The 13,666-nt window shown below is 63.1% G+C and carries 28 protein-coding genes; all 28 read right to left on the minus strand.

Annotation, left to right across the window (positions count from 1 at the left end):
- Positions 1-26: 26 nt before the first annotated feature.
- Positions 27-305: a hypothetical protein gene (locus CHB73_RS10165; RefSeq protein WP_089274458.1), complete on the minus strand. Its 279-nt coding sequence runs from the start codon at positions 303-305 to the stop codon at positions 27-29.
- 2 nt (positions 306-307) lie between these two features.
- Positions 308-796 carry a helix-turn-helix domain-containing protein gene (locus tag CHB73_RS10170; protein WP_089274673.1) on the minus strand — a complete coding sequence of 163 codons (489 nt, stop codon included), beginning with the start codon at positions 794-796 and terminating at the stop codon, positions 308-310.
- Positions 797-1,066: 270 nt separating this feature from the next.
- Positions 1,067-1,312, minus strand: coding sequence for a hypothetical protein (locus CHB73_RS10175; RefSeq protein ID WP_089274459.1), 246 nt, complete (start codon positions 1,310-1,312; stop codon positions 1,067-1,069).
- Between the two features lie 98 nt (positions 1,313-1,410).
- On the minus strand, positions 1,411-1,908 hold the full coding sequence (locus CHB73_RS10180; protein ID WP_089274460.1) for a hypothetical protein: 498 nt from the start codon (positions 1,906-1,908) through the stop codon (positions 1,411-1,413).
- Positions 1,905-2,444 carry a DUF1643 domain-containing protein gene (locus CHB73_RS10185; protein WP_179216990.1) on the minus strand — a complete coding sequence of 180 codons (540 nt, stop codon included), beginning with the start codon at positions 2,442-2,444 and terminating at the stop codon, positions 1,905-1,907. The genes CHB73_RS10180 and CHB73_RS10185 overlap by 4 nt, the downstream gene beginning before the upstream one ends.
- On the minus strand, positions 2,441-3,463 hold the full coding sequence (locus CHB73_RS10190) for a hypothetical protein (RefSeq protein ID WP_089274462.1): 1,023 nt from the start codon (positions 3,461-3,463) through the stop codon (positions 2,441-2,443). Before CHB73_RS10190 ends, CHB73_RS10185 begins: the two co-directional genes overlap by 4 nt.
- Positions 3,460-3,900, minus strand: a complete 441-nt coding sequence (locus CHB73_RS10195) for a hypothetical protein (RefSeq protein ID WP_089274463.1) — start codon at positions 3,898-3,900, stop codon at positions 3,460-3,462. The genes CHB73_RS10190 and CHB73_RS10195 overlap by 4 nt, the downstream gene beginning before the upstream one ends.
- Positions 3,897-4,391, minus strand: a complete 495-nt coding sequence (locus CHB73_RS10200; protein WP_089274464.1) for an HD domain-containing protein — start codon at positions 4,389-4,391, stop codon at positions 3,897-3,899. The genes CHB73_RS10195 and CHB73_RS10200 overlap by 4 nt, the downstream gene beginning before the upstream one ends.
- On the minus strand, positions 4,388-4,606 hold the full coding sequence (locus CHB73_RS10205) for a hypothetical protein (RefSeq protein ID WP_089274465.1): 219 nt from the start codon (positions 4,604-4,606) through the stop codon (positions 4,388-4,390). Before CHB73_RS10205 ends, CHB73_RS10200 begins: the two co-directional genes overlap by 4 nt.
- A 13-nt stretch (positions 4,607-4,619) precedes the next feature.
- On the minus strand, positions 4,620-4,823 hold the full coding sequence (locus CHB73_RS10210) for a hypothetical protein (RefSeq protein WP_089274466.1): 204 nt from the start codon (positions 4,821-4,823) through the stop codon (positions 4,620-4,622).
- A gap of 18 nt (positions 4,824-4,841) precedes the next feature.
- Positions 4,842-6,764, minus strand: a complete 1,923-nt coding sequence (locus CHB73_RS10215; RefSeq protein ID WP_089274467.1) for a DNA cytosine methyltransferase — start codon at positions 6,762-6,764, stop codon at positions 4,842-4,844.
- Positions 6,761-6,973 (minus strand): hypothetical protein, encoded by a 213-nt coding sequence (locus CHB73_RS10220; protein WP_179216991.1) that lies wholly within the window; start codon positions 6,971-6,973, stop codon positions 6,761-6,763. Before CHB73_RS10220 ends, CHB73_RS10215 begins: the two co-directional genes overlap by 4 nt.
- 14 nt (positions 6,974-6,987) lie before the next feature.
- A complete protein-coding gene (locus CHB73_RS10225) occupies positions 6,988-8,607 on the minus strand; it encodes a class I SAM-dependent methyltransferase (RefSeq protein ID WP_089274469.1) in 1,620 nt (539 codons plus the stop codon).
- On the minus strand, positions 8,607-8,942 hold the full coding sequence (locus tag CHB73_RS10230; protein WP_089274470.1) for a hypothetical protein: 336 nt from the start codon (positions 8,940-8,942) through the stop codon (positions 8,607-8,609). The genes CHB73_RS10225 and CHB73_RS10230 overlap by 1 nt, the downstream gene beginning before the upstream one ends.
- Before the next feature lie 2 nt (positions 8,943-8,944).
- Positions 8,945-9,151: a hypothetical protein gene (locus CHB73_RS10235; RefSeq protein ID WP_089274471.1), complete on the minus strand. Its 207-nt coding sequence runs from the start codon at positions 9,149-9,151 to the stop codon at positions 8,945-8,947.
- 110 nt (positions 9,152-9,261) lie between these two features.
- The gene (locus CHB73_RS10240; RefSeq protein WP_089274472.1) at positions 9,262-9,459 is read right to left on the minus strand and encodes a hypothetical protein; all 198 of its coding nucleotides are present in this window, start codon (positions 9,457-9,459) and stop codon (positions 9,262-9,264) included.
- Positions 9,456-9,752 carry a DUF6874 family protein gene (locus CHB73_RS10245; protein WP_089274473.1) on the minus strand — a complete coding sequence of 99 codons (297 nt, stop codon included), beginning with the start codon at positions 9,750-9,752 and terminating at the stop codon, positions 9,456-9,458. The genes CHB73_RS10240 and CHB73_RS10245 overlap by 4 nt, the downstream gene beginning before the upstream one ends.
- Position 9,753: 1 nt before the next feature.
- Positions 9,754-10,161 carry a DUF2958 domain-containing protein gene (locus CHB73_RS10250; RefSeq protein WP_089274474.1) on the minus strand — a complete coding sequence of 136 codons (408 nt, stop codon included), beginning with the start codon at positions 10,159-10,161 and terminating at the stop codon, positions 9,754-9,756.
- 122 nt (positions 10,162-10,283) lie between these two features.
- Positions 10,284-10,583 carry a hypothetical protein gene (locus CHB73_RS10255; protein ID WP_089274475.1) on the minus strand — a complete coding sequence of 100 codons (300 nt, stop codon included), beginning with the start codon at positions 10,581-10,583 and terminating at the stop codon, positions 10,284-10,286.
- Complete coding sequence (locus CHB73_RS10260; RefSeq protein WP_089274476.1) at positions 10,583-10,786, minus strand: hypothetical protein; 204 nt, start codon at positions 10,784-10,786, stop codon at positions 10,583-10,585. Before CHB73_RS10260 ends, CHB73_RS10255 begins: the two co-directional genes overlap by 1 nt.
- 1 nt (position 10,787) lies before the next feature.
- A complete protein-coding gene (locus CHB73_RS10265) occupies positions 10,788-11,039 on the minus strand; it encodes a hypothetical protein (RefSeq protein ID WP_089274477.1) in 252 nt (83 codons plus the stop codon).
- A gap of 2 nt (positions 11,040-11,041) precedes the next feature.
- Entirely contained in the window at positions 11,042-11,401 is a 360-nt protein-coding gene (locus tag CHB73_RS10270; RefSeq protein ID WP_143337366.1) for a hypothetical protein, read from the minus strand.
- Positions 11,402-11,409: 8 nt separating this feature from the next.
- Positions 11,410-11,949, minus strand: coding sequence for a DUF5420 family protein (locus CHB73_RS10275; RefSeq protein ID WP_089274479.1), 540 nt, complete (start codon positions 11,947-11,949; stop codon positions 11,410-11,412).
- 8 nt (positions 11,950-11,957) lie between these two features.
- The gene (locus CHB73_RS10280) at positions 11,958-12,317 is read right to left on the minus strand and encodes a hypothetical protein (RefSeq protein ID WP_089274480.1); all 360 of its coding nucleotides are present in this window, start codon (positions 12,315-12,317) and stop codon (positions 11,958-11,960) included.
- A 118-nt stretch (positions 12,318-12,435) separates the two neighbouring features.
- Positions 12,436-12,756, minus strand: a complete 321-nt coding sequence (locus CHB73_RS10285) for a hypothetical protein (protein ID WP_089274481.1) — start codon at positions 12,754-12,756, stop codon at positions 12,436-12,438.
- A 2-nt stretch (positions 12,757-12,758) separates the two neighbouring features.
- Positions 12,759-13,010, minus strand: a complete 252-nt coding sequence (locus tag CHB73_RS10290) for a hypothetical protein (RefSeq protein WP_089274482.1) — start codon at positions 13,008-13,010, stop codon at positions 12,759-12,761.
- On the minus strand, positions 13,007-13,225 hold the full coding sequence (locus tag CHB73_RS10295; protein ID WP_089274483.1) for a hypothetical protein: 219 nt from the start codon (positions 13,223-13,225) through the stop codon (positions 13,007-13,009). The genes CHB73_RS10290 and CHB73_RS10295 overlap by 4 nt, the downstream gene beginning before the upstream one ends.
- Before the next feature lie 20 nt (positions 13,226-13,245).
- The gene (locus tag CHB73_RS10300; RefSeq protein ID WP_089274484.1) at positions 13,246-13,659 is read right to left on the minus strand and encodes a hypothetical protein; all 414 of its coding nucleotides are present in this window, start codon (positions 13,657-13,659) and stop codon (positions 13,246-13,248) included.
- Positions 13,660-13,666 lie beyond the last annotated feature (7 nt).

Consider the following 13,666-nt stretch of genomic DNA (forward strand, 5'->3'; position numbering starts at 1 on the left):
TCCTCGGGTGTTCGGAAGTTGGTGAGCTAAATCGCCCCGTGGCGGTTCAGGACGCCGGGGGCGGTGTAGTCGTCGGCCATGCGCGTCGTGCCCCAGAACCAGAAGTACGAGCGGCCCTCGGTGGAAAACTCCGTGATGGTCTTGGCCCGGTCCACGTTGGCCAAGGCCTCGCGGTGCGTCGGGTACGGCCCGGCCACGAGAAAGAAGCGGCCGGCGTCGGTGGCCGAGATGTAGTAGCTGCCGGGCTCCAGGCTGCACACGGCCTTGGCCTGGGCTTGCACGTGGGATTCGGTGATGGCGGGCATCCCTACGCCCCCATCCCGGCCACATCGCGCGCGCCGTCGATCTTCGCGGCCATGGCCAGGACATGCGAGAGGCCGAGCTGGAGCTGCTGTGCCGCCTTTTCCTTGTGCGCGGCGAGTTCGTCGTTGGTCATGCCCGCCAGAAGGATGGCCTGGCCCAGCGTGGACTTCAGCTCGTGAAGTTCCAACTGGACCTCGGTGACGACGCGGCCAAGCCGGTTGATCTTCTCGGGGAGCATGTCGCCGAGGAACTGCGCGCCCCGGCCAGTGAGAAGCCAGTCCGGGTTAACCTGATGCAGGCGCATGATCTTCAACTGCCACTCGGGCGGAATGGACGCGCGGCGCTTGGCGTCGCTGATGCTCGACTGGCGCACGCCCAGCACTTCGGCCAGCTGCACCTGAGTGCGTGCGCCGGTAACGGTACGGATGCGATCCATAGCGGCTTCGTAGGCGGCGCGGACTTCCGGGGCGACTTCGATGATCTTCTTGGCCATGATGTACTCCTTTGCGTTGCATCGCAGCATTTGAAAGGGCGCGGGCCGTTGCCACATCGGCGTTGCTCACGCATTGCGCTTCCTTCCCGCTAGCCTCACGGGACCGTCAGCGTTGTTGCTGGGGAGGCGGTATCTGCCCCGCCGCGCCCTGCCAGCAATCCGCCGAGGAATCCCACTGTGGGCGTTACATCCGTCAGACGCGGCCTGCTGGCTCAAATGCTGCGATATTCGGTTGTCAAAGAGGCCAGGGCGTTTCCCCGGCCTTGGCGGCTATCCTTCCTTCACCTCGATCAACCCAGCGTGCCCGAGGGCGGCAACACAACCGATCAGGCGCATCACCTGGTGCTGCTCCCCGCAGGCAAAGGTGAGCTTGTAGTCCCCGCTGGCGTTAATCACGACCTCATTTACCTCCACGGAGAAGCTGCCATCACCAGATTCGCGCTCGCAGCGCGCGGCTTCCCGGAGTGTGACAAGAGGGCATTCGGCAGCGTCGAAAATCGCGGTGATGATCTTCATGGCGTTCTCCTCGCTTCTGGTTCCATCCATCTCTTCCCTTCCCACAACTCAACCCTACAACATCTACACAATAAACGCAACAAAATAGGCAAAAAATGTTAGTCTACGTGAGCTTGCGATGCCGTTTCGCTAGCACAGTCCGCAGCCCTGGACCGGCCCGGCATGGTCTCCATGTCCTGGACCTGGTGAATGGGCCAGCGCAGGGCGCAGCGGCGCACCACGGACGCCAGAAGGCGGCGCTCCGCGTCCAGGTTGGCCTCCTGGGGCCTGGCCTTCACCACGACCTTGATCTGCTTCGGGAGGCAGTAGAGCAGGCCCCAGGCTTCGGGCAGCTCCTCGGGGCGGATCAGGCCCGGCGGGCACAGGTAGTACCGCAGGTTGCCCATGCCCGCCTCGGGCCGACGACGGTAGTATTTCTTGGCGTCGGCCAGGAAGTCCGAGCGCGTGGCCTTGCACTCCACGAGGATGGAGCCGTCACCGCCGTAGCCCCAGCCGTCCGGAATCTCCATGGCGGCCGTGGCCAGTTCGGAGAAGGCGATTGTGCAGCGGTTCCCCAGCCACTTGAGGCCGCGGGCGACGAGGTCGGCGTGAGTCATACGCCCTCCAGAGGGACGGGCTTCACCCCACGCGGCAGGTACAGCGGGTGCTTCGGGGAGCCGTCCGCGTTCTGCCCCAGGCAGCGCACGTTCGACCCCAGGAGGCCCGATTCGAGCACCTGGACGGCGCGCTCCCGCGCAGCCCGGAAGGCCCCCCAGCCCGCAACCACGAGTTCGCTCTCGCGCACGGCGGTATGGATGGTGAAGTCGTTGAGCGGGCCAACAGGGTCGGGGTGCACGAGCAGGGCCTTTGGGTCTGGTGACACCAGGGAGAACAGGTTGCACACCAGCAACCGCCCGTAGCCCTCCCAGGACCGGGCGAGGCCGATGAGGCGGCGCAGAGTCGGGTCGTCGTGCGTGGCGTTGGCCGTGGACGGATTCAGACCCACGAAGAGCACAGTCCAGCCGTAGCCCCACTGCCGGGTGAGCAGGTAGCGCCGGGTGTCGTTCTCGGCCATGATGGCGGAGCGGTGGACTTCCGGTGCCTTTTCCTTAGGCGTGAAGCAGGCCAGCATGGATGCTTCCTTGTCGCTCATATCGCCACCATGCTGCCCCATGCGGTGACGCTCACCCACGGGTTGTCCGCCCAGGCGAGGCCGGGGCGCTTGCCGTAGATCATATCCCAAAGGACGCGGTATGCCTCGCGGGCGTATCCTTCCTTGAGAGAGAGGCTATGCTCCCCGAAGTTGTAGACCATCGCTATCTCTTCAGCCGTGAGGTACCCGTCGTGCACGCCATCGAATGGCAGGTAGTCGGACGGGTCATGAACTGATGTTTCGAGGAGCTTTCCGCAACTGGTGCATTCCTCAAAGACATCCGACTCGATGGACGCCAAGCTCCACCCGCCGTCAACTTCAACATCTTTGCCTTCACGCCGGAGCTTCCACGCCTCTTTCTCCGCACAGCGGCGGCAGTAGGACTCTCCGTGGTCATGCGAAAGCCAGCATTGCGGCTCCCACTTTGGCTGGTATTTGAGGAGCCAGGACTTCACGGCCTCCTCTACGCCCTCGGCAATGGCTCCGGCCTCGGTGATCTCCCAAAGCCGTTCCACGCGCACAGCCAGCACGACCGTCTTGTAGCGCGCCGCCTCGCGGAAGATGCCGTTGGGGATGCCAACGCAGCGCATTGCCCACAAGGGAAGCATTGTCTTGAGTTCACCGATCATTAGGCGATTCGGGAAAATCAACGTCCGCGATGCCTTATCGGAGGCGTATTGGATGGTAACTTTGCAGCCATCCCATTCGTCCAGACATTCGCCCACGCGCCCTGGCTCCCGCAACCAGAGTTCCGTGCCGGGCAGGCCGAAGGGGGCGGCGATGTCGCGGATCGCCTGCGGGATGTCGCTTGCCGCGCACTGGTAGAGGCACCCGTTGAACGTGTACTGCCAACCCGGTTCCTGCTCTTTGGCGCGGGCCTCCGGGGAGTTGTCCATCGGGTAGGCGACACGCCCGCACTCATGCAGATGCAGGCGTTTCGGTATGGGCCTGCGCGTCTCCGTCTTCTCCCCCAGGATCGCAGCCAGGGCCATTTCGGCGGTCAGGGGGAGCGGCTTCATTTGTCCTCCGTTGCGGCCAGGGCCACTCTCGCAAGTTCGTGGTGCTCAAACAGATTCCCGCTGTCCAAGATGCCGCGCAACGCTCTCCCTCTCGCCTCGGCGCGGTCCCGGTGCCCGTCGCGCTCACCCTCGACCTTGCGCAGCTTCTGGCGCGTTTCATGGAGGTGTTGCGCCTGCCGGACCAGATGTGCGCCGCGCCGGGCGTAAGACGATTCCAGCGCCCGGAGGCGTTCCGTGGCTTGGCGCCGGAGCTCCACCTGTTCATTGCCATATGCCTGGAGCTGCGAAACCTGGGCGCGCAGACGGGCCATTTCAGCGTCGAAGGCAAGCCCGGCCTGCGTCGGGACAGCGATGTACGGAGGCAGCGGGGACGTGTCAGGAATATCCTCCAGCAGCTTCTCGATGTCCTCAACCGAAACGAACAGTGTTTGGCTCATGCTGCCAGCTCCTTTGCGATGGCCCACAGGCCCGCGTCGCCTTCCCTCAGCACCTCAAGCAGCCTGCGTTTCTCCTCCAGGTAGACCGCGGCGAATTTTGGGTCGAAGGCCACGATGCTCTTGGTGTTGTCGATCAGGTCCGCCAGCTTGATCGTCTTGGCTACGGGACAGGCCTGGGTGGTGTGCCCCAGGTCGATGCGCTTGCGCATTGCCCTGTTTCCATCTTCAGGCCTGGACGGGTCGGTTAGCATTTCCACGAGGTCCGCCACGAATCGCCCAAATCTGTCGGCCAAGACGATGAAGGGCACACCGCAGTCCTCCACGGTGTCGTGCAGGAACGCTGCTGCGATTGCCTCCTCGGCTTCAACGACGGAGCGCACGAGCCCCGCCACGGCGAAGGGATGCACGATGTAGGGCTCCCCGGTGTATTTGCGCTTCTGACCCCGATGCGCCTGCGTGGCGAAGTCCATCGCGTCGGTGATGATGTTCATCTCAACCCCTTCGCCCGCGCCACGCGCAGGCAGTTTTTGCACGCCTCCCCCAGGGACAGGTTGCACGTCATGCGGTAGCCCTCCGGTGGGGCTTGGCGTCCGCAAATTGGCGCACTCACATGCCCTGCCTTGACCAAGTGCTGGTCATCCCAGCCCTCGCCAGCCTCAAAAACGAGATGCAGCTTCTGGCCGCCTTTGATCTGTGCGTAGCGCATGGTTCCTCCTTGGTCAGGCCTTGGGCAGCAGGTACTCAAGCCCATATGTGGGGTGGTAGGGCCGGGCCTGGAGCTGCCCGTCCAGCTTGATTTCTACGTAGCCGTTCAGGGCGCCGACGATGATGCCTTCCTGCGGGCCGTCGCTGCCTGTGTAGCGCACGCGGACGTCTTTGTAGGCCGGGACTCCGTAGGTGTTTCGGATGTACTCAAGGCTCATTGTTCACTCCTTTGCGGGTTATCCGTTCTGCCCCATCACCGGGGCTTCCGCCGCCATGAGCCCGGCCACCAGCGGCTGAACCCAGATCGGCGTGTTGCCCATGCTGAAGGTCTCGCCGCTCCAGGTGAGCAGCAGCACCTGGCCCATGACTCCGGCGATGGCCCGGGCAGCCGGAGGCGGCACGGCGTTTCCGATGCGCTCGCGCCAATGCATGTCCGACAGTCCGTCCAGCTCCAGCTGCTCATCCACGTCCACCAGCCCCTGCAATGCGGCCAGCTCCAGCGTGGTGAAGGGCCGGTGCCACGTGCCGTCCAATGCCTGGATCACGGCCACGAGGTTCTGCCGCGGCTCGGGCATCCGAGGATCGGCGACGGACCAACGGCCATTGTCAGCGCCGGCCGATGCCGAGACGGCCCCGGCGGTGGCATCCCACGGCAGGACGCCGAAGTGGCCCCCGCCGTTGTAATTCTCGCGGTCTTTGCCGCCCCACATGCGCGGGTCGGCGACGGCATAGGCCCCCTGGCCCGTCGTGCTGCCGGAGATGACCGTGCCCGCCGGGTCGTCGAAGTCCGTCACGCCGTACTTGCCGAAGCTGTTGCTGGGCATCCTGGGATCGGCCACGGCCAAGCCTCCGGCACTCGGCCCGCCTCCGCCTGTCACTGCCGGGGAGGTCTCGGCGAAGCGCACCACGCGGAAGATGTTGTTGTGCCGCACGCCGTCAAAGCGCGGATCAGCAACCGCGTAGGGACCGCCTCCGGGCGCGCTCTGGCCGCTCACGGCCCCCATGCTCTTGTCCCAAGCGCGCACGCCGTACTGGCCGTAGTCCTGGCCGTGGAAGCGAGGATCAGCCACAGCAAACCGTCCGTTGTGCGGGAAACCGCGCGAGGTGACAGTTCCTGCGGGTTCGTCGAAGGCCATGACGCCCAGGCAGTCACCGCGCATCATGCGCTCGGCCCTGGGGTCGGCCACGCTGAACCGGCCACACGTGGGGCCAGCGTTGCCGGTGACGACTCCTGCCGGATCGGTCCAGGGCAACACGCCCAGCGCGCCGTCCTGCCAGGTGCAGGCGGGCACAATGCCGTAGTCAGCAAGCTGGCCGTCCTCGACCCGCAGGCGGTTGAGAGTGCGCCAGTCGCCCCCGGCCTCCACGAAGGCCAGACGCAGCCACGTGCGCCATTGCAAAGCGGGCATACGGTGCATGGGGCCTGCGGCCAGATGTCCGGGCATGGGCATGTTGCCCAACACGTCGCCCACGGCGCGGAGAGTGCGCTTGCGGGGCTCGTAGAGGTAAGGCGGAACCTTGGCCGTGTGCCGGGCCACCAGGAGGAAGCGCTTGCGGCTCTGGGCCAGCCCGCCCAGCTCACCGCAGTCGTGGGTGGTTTCGGCCACGGCGTAGCCGTAGGAGCGCAGAAGACCCGTGATCTGGTCCAACAGATGGCGCCCGCGCGTGGCGATCCTGGGCACGTTCTCGAACACGATCAGCTCCGGCGGGCCGTCGTCGTGGTCGGCCCAGGCCTCAAGCATGAGCCACACGCCGCGCAACGTGAGGCGGTTGAGCGCCTGGTACTTGCCGGTCTTGCTCCGCGTCTCGGACAGCAGGCCCGAGAAGCCCTTGCAGGGCGCGGAGAGGAACACGATGTGCGGGCGCTCTCCGCCCGCCGCGCGCCGGATCGCATCCGGCCCGGCCTCGCGCCAGTCCGCCGGGGGCTCATGGCCGTGGAAGGCCCGATACTGCTCGCGGTCGAACATATCCAGGCACGTGCCCGGGACTCCGGCCATGCGGCCAAAGTCGGCGATTGCTGCCCGGTCCACGTCCACGCCGCCGATACAGCGGAAGCGGGCTTGCAGGTTGCCCACCCGGGCCTCGCCCTGGTTGAAGCCGCGCGCGCCGCCGCCCAGGCCGCAGAACAGGTGGAAGTGCTTGATCTCGACGATACTCATTGGTTCTCCTGTGTGTTGAAGCTGGCGACGAGCGCGCGCAGTTTCGGTCCCTCGGTGTGGGCCACGCGCCATTGGCGCTCCCCATATGACAGCCACGTCTTGAACAGCGCGCGGTCCTGGCCCTGGCCACAGAGCACAAGACCCTGGTAATCTGGAACGGGCTGGCCGCTGTGCCAGTCGTAAAAAGTGTCGGGCTCCTGCGGGAGCATGAAGGCCGGCATAGCTAGGCCGCCGCCAGTGCCGGAACGCTTGCCATGTCGAGCGCAAACGATGACCGCCACGCACCCTTGGCCGCGTGGTCGCCCATCTCTTCCTCGGCTTGCCGCTGCGACGTGACCCAGCCGAGCAACCGCCCGGCTTCGACGTTCAGCCGCCCCATGAACTCCCGGTGAAACTTGAGGTGCATGTTGCCGTTCAAGTAGACCTTGGCTGCCAGCAGCACGCCTCCATCGAAGTAGGCTTCGCGCCACACTCCGGGGGTCCACTCTCTGCCCCGCAGGTTCCGGTCGGAAACGCCTTCAAAGCCGAGGTTGCGGGCGATGGTGCAGATGTCTTGCAGCGTCTCCGCGCGGTAGTCGTCCCTGCTCCAGGAGTATTCTTTTGAGAAGTAATGGCCCTCAAGAATGAAGCGGTAGTCGAGCGCGTACTGGCCCAGCTTCCCCTCACGCAAATCCCAGCCGTTCCTGGATCGCCACGAACCGTCCAGGAAGTGCTGATTGCTCTTGTACGGGATCGTCGAGTTTTGGCAGGACAGGTGCTTGAACACCTCGACAAGCTGCTGGTCGAAGTATTGGTTGGCGTTTTTGACCACCCAAATGAGCACGGTGTAGACGTTGCTGGCGTCGAAATCGACATTCGCCGCGTGCATCAGCCTTTCGAGCAGCGCCTTGCGGGACTTGCTGGTGAGGCGCGTCGTCACCTTGTCCAGGTTGTTGAAGACCTCTTGCCAGTATTTGTTCTTGAGGTTCTTGATCTTTTCGCGCAGCGCGCCGCGGATGGCCTCTTTCTCAACGCCGATATCCTTCAAAGTCTGCACGTCGAGCGCGGTGATGGCCTTGTAGGAGGCGTAAAGTCGGGCCAGTTCGTCATGGTACAGCGCCTCAAGGGCTTCCACGAGGTTTCGGCCAGACACCAGCGCCTTGTCGCGCAGAGACTCGCCTTCGACCTCTTGGAACTCCGGGGCGGCGTGGAACTCAAACTGGCCGTCGAACCAGGCCCCGAACGGGTCGCACTCGCTGCCACCGTAGCGGTCTCCGCTGTAGGCGATGCGCACGATATCCACCGTGGCGCGCGCCGCGCGCTCCGCGTTGAGGAAGTCGCCAGACCAAAGCACCTCTGTCTTGAGTTCGCGCTTCTCGATGGCGTCCTGAATCTCGCGATTCTCTTTCCACCGGCGCGGGATGATGAGGTAGGCGGCGAAGAAGAAGCCCTCGCGGATAATCTTGCAGGCCCACTCGGCGTACTCGCTGTAAGGCGGGTTGCAGAAGATCGTCTCCACCGGCTTGTCGATCAGGCTCTGGGCCATGAAGTCACAGCCGACCGGGAAGACATACTCCGGCCACTGCTGGGCGAGGATGCTCGATTTCTCGATGGCCATGAGCTTGTGGGCCTCGCAGTGCTCTTTGAAATAGCGGAGCGCGCGCCCGTCGCCAGCCCCGATGTCGAGGATTCCCGTCAGCTTGTCGCGGTAGCGGTGCGGGACGCTCCAGGCCTTGGCCTTGATGTCTGCGGCGACGACGGAAAGCATGGCCTCCGTGGTCGGATACCACTCGAAGTCCTGGTCGGCGTCGATGATGGATTGGAGGATGTTCTGCCGGGGCCTGGAGTTGGTCGCCTGGTCCATCACAGCACCTCATCCAAGATGCGCCAGGACTTGAGCAGGTTGCCCTCGAATTCGATTTCGACAGGCACACCAGCAAGGGCCGACACTTCCGACTTCTTGGCCCTTACCAGCAGGTCGGCGATCCGCCTCATTGTGCTCGCAAGCTCCTTGTCGCGGTCTTCCTCCGTCCACTTTGTGCGTTCGTTGACCTCGATGAGCCCGGGGCAGTATGGGCCGAAGAAGTCGGCGACGCCGCTCCCCCCGCTTGCCAAGTGGACCGTCAAGCCGATGCATTGGTCTTGATAGCCACCGAGGCCGAATCTGACGCTCTCGATCTTTCCAAGATGCTTGTGCATGGCTATTCCCCCTTCGCCAGCGCCAGGGCGGCGTGCGCGAGTTCAAGTGCGGCCTCTTCGCTCGGGTCAGCCGACATGCCATCCAGGCGACTTTCAAGCTCGCTTGTAACGGCCTCCAGCGCCTCGACCAGCGAGTTGTGCGCGTTGGCGGCGCGGACGATGAACTCTGCGTCTTGGCTGTCATCATCCTCCTCATCGACCCGAGCCACGTGGACGCAGGAGTGGCTTTCCTCTGTCCAATTCGGCCCCTTGGCGTGGATGACGCCAGATTCGTTCCACTAAGGCGTCGGTGTGTGTTTCGCGCTCATGTTTTGCCCCCCTACTCCGCGCTGGCGCGCGGTTTGATGTCCGAAACGTCCACACACACGTCGCCAACATGGCGAAGGCCATCCCAGAGACGCACCTCGTACATTCGGCAAGAGTATTCCCCGAGGACGACAGCCTCGCGGTTGCCGTTGACCTCCACCCTGTCGCCCCGCTTGAACTTGTGCGGGGGGCAATCTGTGCGAGTGCTCATGCGTGCTCCGGCCTCGCGCAACGGGGCAGGAAGCAGTCTTCGAGCTGGCCCGTCTCGCGGTTGAGGTGTCGTCCAATGCCCAAGACATCGTGCATGAAGTCAAAGTCGGGGGCCTTCAGCAGCTTCTGGAGGTCCAGCGGGCAGGCGTGGTTGTGGCAGGCCGTCAGGTCCATGTGCAGGTTGATCTTCTCGCCCGTGGGGATGTCATGCTTGATGGCCAAGTCCCACATACGGTTTACGATCTGCTCTACGGCCAAGAGGTCGTTCGGGTTCAGGTGCCAGTTGAATTCCATCTTATGCCCCCTTCACTTCGCGCACCCTGCGCGGCTCAAAGTGCAGGTCCAGCTCCACGTTGCAGGCGGCCAACTCCGCGATGCTGATGTAGCCCAGCTCCGGCTCGCCACCGTTCAGGCTGGACAGGCCGAACGCCTGGTTCTGGTCCAGCTCCGTGTCCTTCTCGGTGATGTAGAAGTCGGAGCCGCCCCGGAAGTAGTGCAGGGACACCAGGGCATCGTCGCCCTTGCCGTCCTGCTCGTAGGTCTTGGGCATGGCCTGGATGCGCTCCGCGTATTCCTGGAGCTTGGCGAAGAAGAAGTCCTTCTCCGGGCTCCGGCAGCCGTCGACCAGGGCCGACAACTGCGATTGCGGAACGAACGGGCGAATGATTTTGACGTGCTCTACGGCTTGCATCATGCGGCTCATTTCTTCTCTCCACCCTTGCGGTTTAAGGTGCTTCCCTTCTCCATTCCCTCAACACCTAAACCATATACCATCTACACAATTAATGCAACAATTCGTACAAAAAAATGTTCCTCTACCGCTAGTTAGCCAGCACAAGTCCCCATCGACGCAGTCACAACGGGAACACCCCTGGCCATGTACTGGATCAGCAGGTCGGCGTTGTCGATGTGGAAAGCCTTCACCCCACGGCCACGGAATTGTCCTCTCAAAAACTCCTCAAAAGTGAGAGGATAGGGGATGCGGATGCCCCACGCTGCGGCCTTGTCCGCGATGTCCTTGGCCTCCCGCCGCCCAGGGCAGACGATATACCCGCCGTGCTTCCGGCACTCCTCGATGACCTTGGCTGTTTTGCCAGCGCCGCGCTCAAGCATGATGATCTGCATTACAGACCTTCCTTCTCGGCGAACCAGGTGTCTACCTCCAGGGTGACGCCGTCGCCGCGGTCAAGCCCTTTCCAGGCGTCGTCACACACGCTCTTGGGAATCCACACGTCCTCGCCATCGACCTTGACGCAGACGGCCTTGCCGCTCTCACACTGGAAAACGCCATCAACTCTCGTGGTGTCGTCATCGTCGAAGAAACCCATGTTAGCCCCCCGGGTAGGTGAAGATTTCGTGCATAACGCGAGAGTGCAGATAGGACACGGCCCCAGCCGCCGCGTAGATGTTGTCGGGGAATGTCCCGGCCCAGCCGATTCCCGTGTAGTCCTGGGCGCCGCATGTGGCGTAGGCAATGCCGGTGATCCGGCCAGCCTTCGCTTCTTCGAGAAGCTGTTCCAGCAGCTCAACTGTGTCCGGATTCGGCTGGCCCGTTTGTGGAAGCAAGAAAAGCTCGGCCATGGCTAGGAGTCTGCCTTGGCCGCTTCGCGCTCGGCCTTCTTGGCCAGGTACTTCTTGCAGATCGGACAGGTCTTGGGGTTCTTCTCGTCTGCGCAATGGAATGGAAAGCCGGTGCTCCATCTTGCACAGTGCCCGCGCGGGCAGAAATGGCCGTCCAAAAGCTTGATGCAGGTCCAAATAGCATCGCGCAGAGCGGCCTTGTCGCCTCGAGTGCGGCATTTGTCGCCTAGGTGTTGAAACAACCACTTCACCGTCACGTTTGGCTCCGCAGGGTTCAACCGCTTTGGGCGTTGCCTGTTCTGGCTCGCGGCGTACGATCGAACGATGTGCGGGATATCAATGGCGTAATAGGGATCGGACATGGTGCCTCCTACCGGCCCAGCGCGGCCAGGGCTTCGGACTCCTTGCAGGGCACCAGCCAGGGCGGCGGGGTCGGCATGTCCCCGTTCTGGGGGTCGCCGTTGCCCGTGGGCACCTTGACGACGATGACGCCGTCGCGGAAGCCCGCCACGGTGCGCCCAATCACCCTCCCGCAGTAGACCTCGTGCCGCATGTCGAGCTTCTTTACGACGAACTGTCCCCGGTCGATGGAGCTCTTGCTCAACTCGTCTAGGGCCGTGTTCAGTTCCGTCCCCAGCTTGGTCCCTAGGTGCGGGGCGTAGCCGTATCCCTCGGTGACGTAGCAATCCATCTTGAGCCCCTTGGACTTTGCGTCCTTGCCGCTCAACTTCTCCTTGAACACCGGGCCGCCGACGCTGGTCCCGCGCATCCAGATGTTTTCGTAGCCACGCGCCTGTTTGAAGGCATTCGCCGCCTCAATGAACGCGTCGTATTTGGCGTTGGCCTCCGCGATGATGGCCTCGGCCTCCGGCCCCCTGCCGATGAAATGCTGGTAGATGATCTCGCTCACATTGCCTCCTAGATGCGAAATTCGCGGTTGATGGCGGTGAGGGCTTCCAGGTAGCCGTTGACCTTTTCGAGCACGATGGAGGCGGCGTAGACACGGTTCACCGTGATGAACTTGATCTGGTCGCCACCCCTTCGCGTCGCCAACGCGGCCATCTGCGGCGCGTCCTTCACGCCCCAGCTCACGGCCTGAGCGAAGCTGCCAACGACATAGGCGTCGCCGCTCACGACCAAGAACATCCCGTGATTCTCGTCGCAGACCATGATGTTCTGACCGACCAGGGCCCGGCTCTCAAGGATGTCCTCGGCGCGCTCAACGTCCTTCCAGAATCCGGCGACGATGCGCTCCAAAATCTCTTGCCTCGTTTTCATCTCCACCCCCGCTTGTTGATGTTCAACCTCTACTCAACCAACGGCTAAAACATACCACAAACGCTAAAAAAGGTCCACAATAAATACAACAATCACGACACAAAAAAGACCTGGCGAACTACCCTTCTTCATCCGCGAGTCTCCGACCTTCGTTCGCCCGTTCGATCGTGTAGTTGTCCAGAGCGCAACGCAGGGTCATCGCAACCCCTCTGGGGATGGTGAAGTCCCAGCCGTCCATGCTGACGCGCACCTCCTCAACCAAGCGGCTTCCCCGCTGGTCCTGAAGCTCGGTCAAGTGAAAACAGTCGGTCAGGGTGTCGTTGATTTCCTCTTCGGTGATTCCCTCGGGAACAGCCACGCTGGGGTCCGCCGGGCGGTCCGGGTAGCCGTCGATGATCTTGGCGATGCGCTCGGCGCGCTCGATGTTCTCATGGCGCATGGCTAGGCCTCCTCGTCGGGTTCTTTAGCAGTTTCGCGCGGCACCCAAACCCAGGCGCTCACCCAGCAGCCGTCCTCGCCGTCTGAGAAGCATGGCCCGTCGTCGATCTCCAGTTCATCGGTGCAAAGCGCGCGGGCGCTCTCCTCGATGGCGTCGGCGTATTCCGGGCGCTCGGTCATCTGGCGCAGAATCGCTGCGGCTTCTTCCGGCTTGCCCGCGTCCAGCAGGGCCAGGGCGTTGTGTACGGCATTCATGATTTGCTCTCGCTGTCGCTGGTGAATGCTCCCACGATGCCCATATGGCCGCACTCGACGCACGTGCATTGGCTGTCGTCGTCCCACTCCGCGTGCTCCATGTCCCCGCTCCCGTTGTCGTAAACAGTCACGGTGGTCTTGACCTCGATGTCGAAGGGCTCATAGCTGCCGCATTCCGGGCAGCGGAAGCCTTCCAAGCAATTACTGTTGCTCATTCTGGCGCTCCTCTGCTGACTTACCACCAGCTATCGTAATAGACTTCCAGGCCCTCATCCAGAGCCGCCTTGGCCTTGGCGACGAACTCCAGGTGCATCGGCTTGTCCGCCTCGGTGTCGCTGGCCCCGAAGAAGAAGCCCCCGGTCTTGGGCAGACTGTCGGACAAGATGTCCGCCTCCAGGCGCTCAATGTCCTCCATGGTGAGCTGCACCGGAGCGCAGTTGAAGTCTTGGTCCCGCCCTCCCTTCTCCCGGTAAAGCTTCTCCATCCAGCCGTGCAGGTCCGGGCACTTACGCCAGTAGAACAACCCTTGAACGCACTCTCTTGATTCGCGGCACTCGTCCTTGTCCATGACCGTGATGTCATCCACGAAGTCCACAGGCTTTGAAATGGTCCCAGCCGGAACGGTGCAGGCATACATATCGAGTCCCATAGCATTT

Source organism: Humidesulfovibrio mexicanus, from assembly GCF_900188225.1.
Taxonomy (GTDB): Bacteria; Desulfobacterota; Desulfovibrionia; order Desulfovibrionales; family Desulfovibrionaceae; genus Humidesulfovibrio; species Humidesulfovibrio mexicanus.

What these genes read in the sequence shown, in the direction of transcription:
- CHB73_RS10165 (WP_089274458.1), bottom strand. Translation starts at nt 305, where the DNA reads ATGCCCGCCATCACCGAATCCCACGTGCAAGCCCAGGCCAAGGCCGTG.
- CHB73_RS10170 (WP_089274673.1), bottom strand. Translation starts at nt 796, where the DNA reads ATGGCCAAGAAGATCATCGAAGTCGCCCCGGAAGTCCGCGCCGCCTAC.
- CHB73_RS10175 (WP_089274459.1), bottom strand. Translation starts at nt 1,312, where the DNA reads ATGAAGATCATCACCGCGATTTTCGACGCTGCCGAATGCCCTCTTGTC.
- CHB73_RS10180 (WP_089274460.1), bottom strand. Translation starts at nt 1,908, where the DNA reads ATGACTCACGCCGACCTCGTCGCCCGCGGCCTCAAGTGGCTGGGGAAC.
- CHB73_RS10185 (WP_179216990.1), bottom strand. Translation starts at nt 2,444, where the DNA reads ATGAGCGACAAGGAAGCATCCATGCTGGCCTGCTTCACGCCTAAGGAA.
- CHB73_RS10190 (WP_089274462.1), bottom strand. Translation starts at nt 3,463, where the DNA reads ATGAAGCCGCTCCCCCTGACCGCCGAAATGGCCCTGGCTGCGATCCTG.
- CHB73_RS10195 (WP_089274463.1), bottom strand. Translation starts at nt 3,900, where the DNA reads ATGAGCCAAACACTGTTCGTTTCGGTTGAGGACATCGAGAAGCTGCTG.
- CHB73_RS10200 (WP_089274464.1), bottom strand. Translation starts at nt 4,391, where the DNA reads ATGAACATCATCACCGACGCGATGGACTTCGCCACGCAGGCGCATCGG.
- CHB73_RS10205 (WP_089274465.1), bottom strand. Translation starts at nt 4,606, where the DNA reads ATGCGCTACGCACAGATCAAAGGCGGCCAGAAGCTGCATCTCGTTTTT.
- CHB73_RS10210 (WP_089274466.1), bottom strand. Translation starts at nt 4,823, where the DNA reads ATGAGCCTTGAGTACATCCGAAACACCTACGGAGTCCCGGCCTACAAA.
- CHB73_RS10215 (WP_089274467.1), bottom strand. Translation starts at nt 6,764, where the DNA reads ATGAGTATCGTCGAGATCAAGCACTTCCACCTGTTCTGCGGCCTGGGC.
- CHB73_RS10220 (WP_179216991.1), bottom strand. Translation starts at nt 6,973, where the DNA reads ATGCTCCCGCAGGAGCCCGACACTTTTTACGACTGGCACAGCGGCCAG.
- CHB73_RS10225 (WP_089274469.1), bottom strand. Translation starts at nt 8,607, where the DNA reads ATGGACCAGGCGACCAACTCCAGGCCCCGGCAGAACATCCTCCAATCC.
- CHB73_RS10230 (WP_089274470.1), bottom strand. Translation starts at nt 8,942, where the DNA reads ATGCACAAGCATCTTGGAAAGATCGAGAGCGTCAGATTCGGCCTCGGT.
- CHB73_RS10240 (WP_089274472.1), bottom strand. Translation starts at nt 9,459, where the DNA reads ATGAGCACTCGCACAGATTGCCCCCCGCACAAGTTCAAGCGGGGCGAC.
- CHB73_RS10245 (WP_089274473.1), bottom strand. Translation starts at nt 9,752, where the DNA reads ATGGAATTCAACTGGCACCTGAACCCGAACGACCTCTTGGCCGTAGAG.
- CHB73_RS10250 (WP_089274474.1), bottom strand. Translation starts at nt 10,161, where the DNA reads ATGAGCCGCATGATGCAAGCCGTAGAGCACGTCAAAATCATTCGCCCG.
- CHB73_RS10255 (WP_089274475.1), bottom strand. Translation starts at nt 10,583, where the DNA reads ATGCAGATCATCATGCTTGAGCGCGGCGCTGGCAAAACAGCCAAGGTC.
- CHB73_RS10260 (WP_089274476.1), bottom strand. Translation starts at nt 10,786, where the DNA reads ATGGGTTTCTTCGACGATGACGACACCACGAGAGTTGATGGCGTTTTC.
- CHB73_RS10265 (WP_089274477.1), bottom strand. Translation starts at nt 11,039, where the DNA reads ATGGCCGAGCTTTTCTTGCTTCCACAAACGGGCCAGCCGAATCCGGAC.
- CHB73_RS10270 (WP_143337366.1), bottom strand. Translation starts at nt 11,401, where the DNA reads ATGTCCGATCCCTATTACGCCATTGATATCCCGCACATCGTTCGATCG.
- CHB73_RS10280 (WP_089274480.1), bottom strand. Translation starts at nt 12,317, where the DNA reads ATGAAAACGAGGCAAGAGATTTTGGAGCGCATCGTCGCCGGATTCTGG.
- CHB73_RS10285 (WP_089274481.1), bottom strand. Translation starts at nt 12,756, where the DNA reads ATGCGCCATGAGAACATCGAGCGCGCCGAGCGCATCGCCAAGATCATC.
- CHB73_RS10290 (WP_089274482.1), bottom strand. Translation starts at nt 13,010, where the DNA reads ATGAATGCCGTACACAACGCCCTGGCCCTGCTGGACGCGGGCAAGCCG.
- CHB73_RS10295 (WP_089274483.1), bottom strand. Translation starts at nt 13,225, where the DNA reads ATGAGCAACAGTAATTGCTTGGAAGGCTTCCGCTGCCCGGAATGCGGC.
- CHB73_RS10300 (WP_089274484.1), bottom strand. Translation starts at nt 13,659, where the DNA reads ATGGGACTCGATATGTATGCCTGCACCGTTCCGGCTGGGACCATTTCA.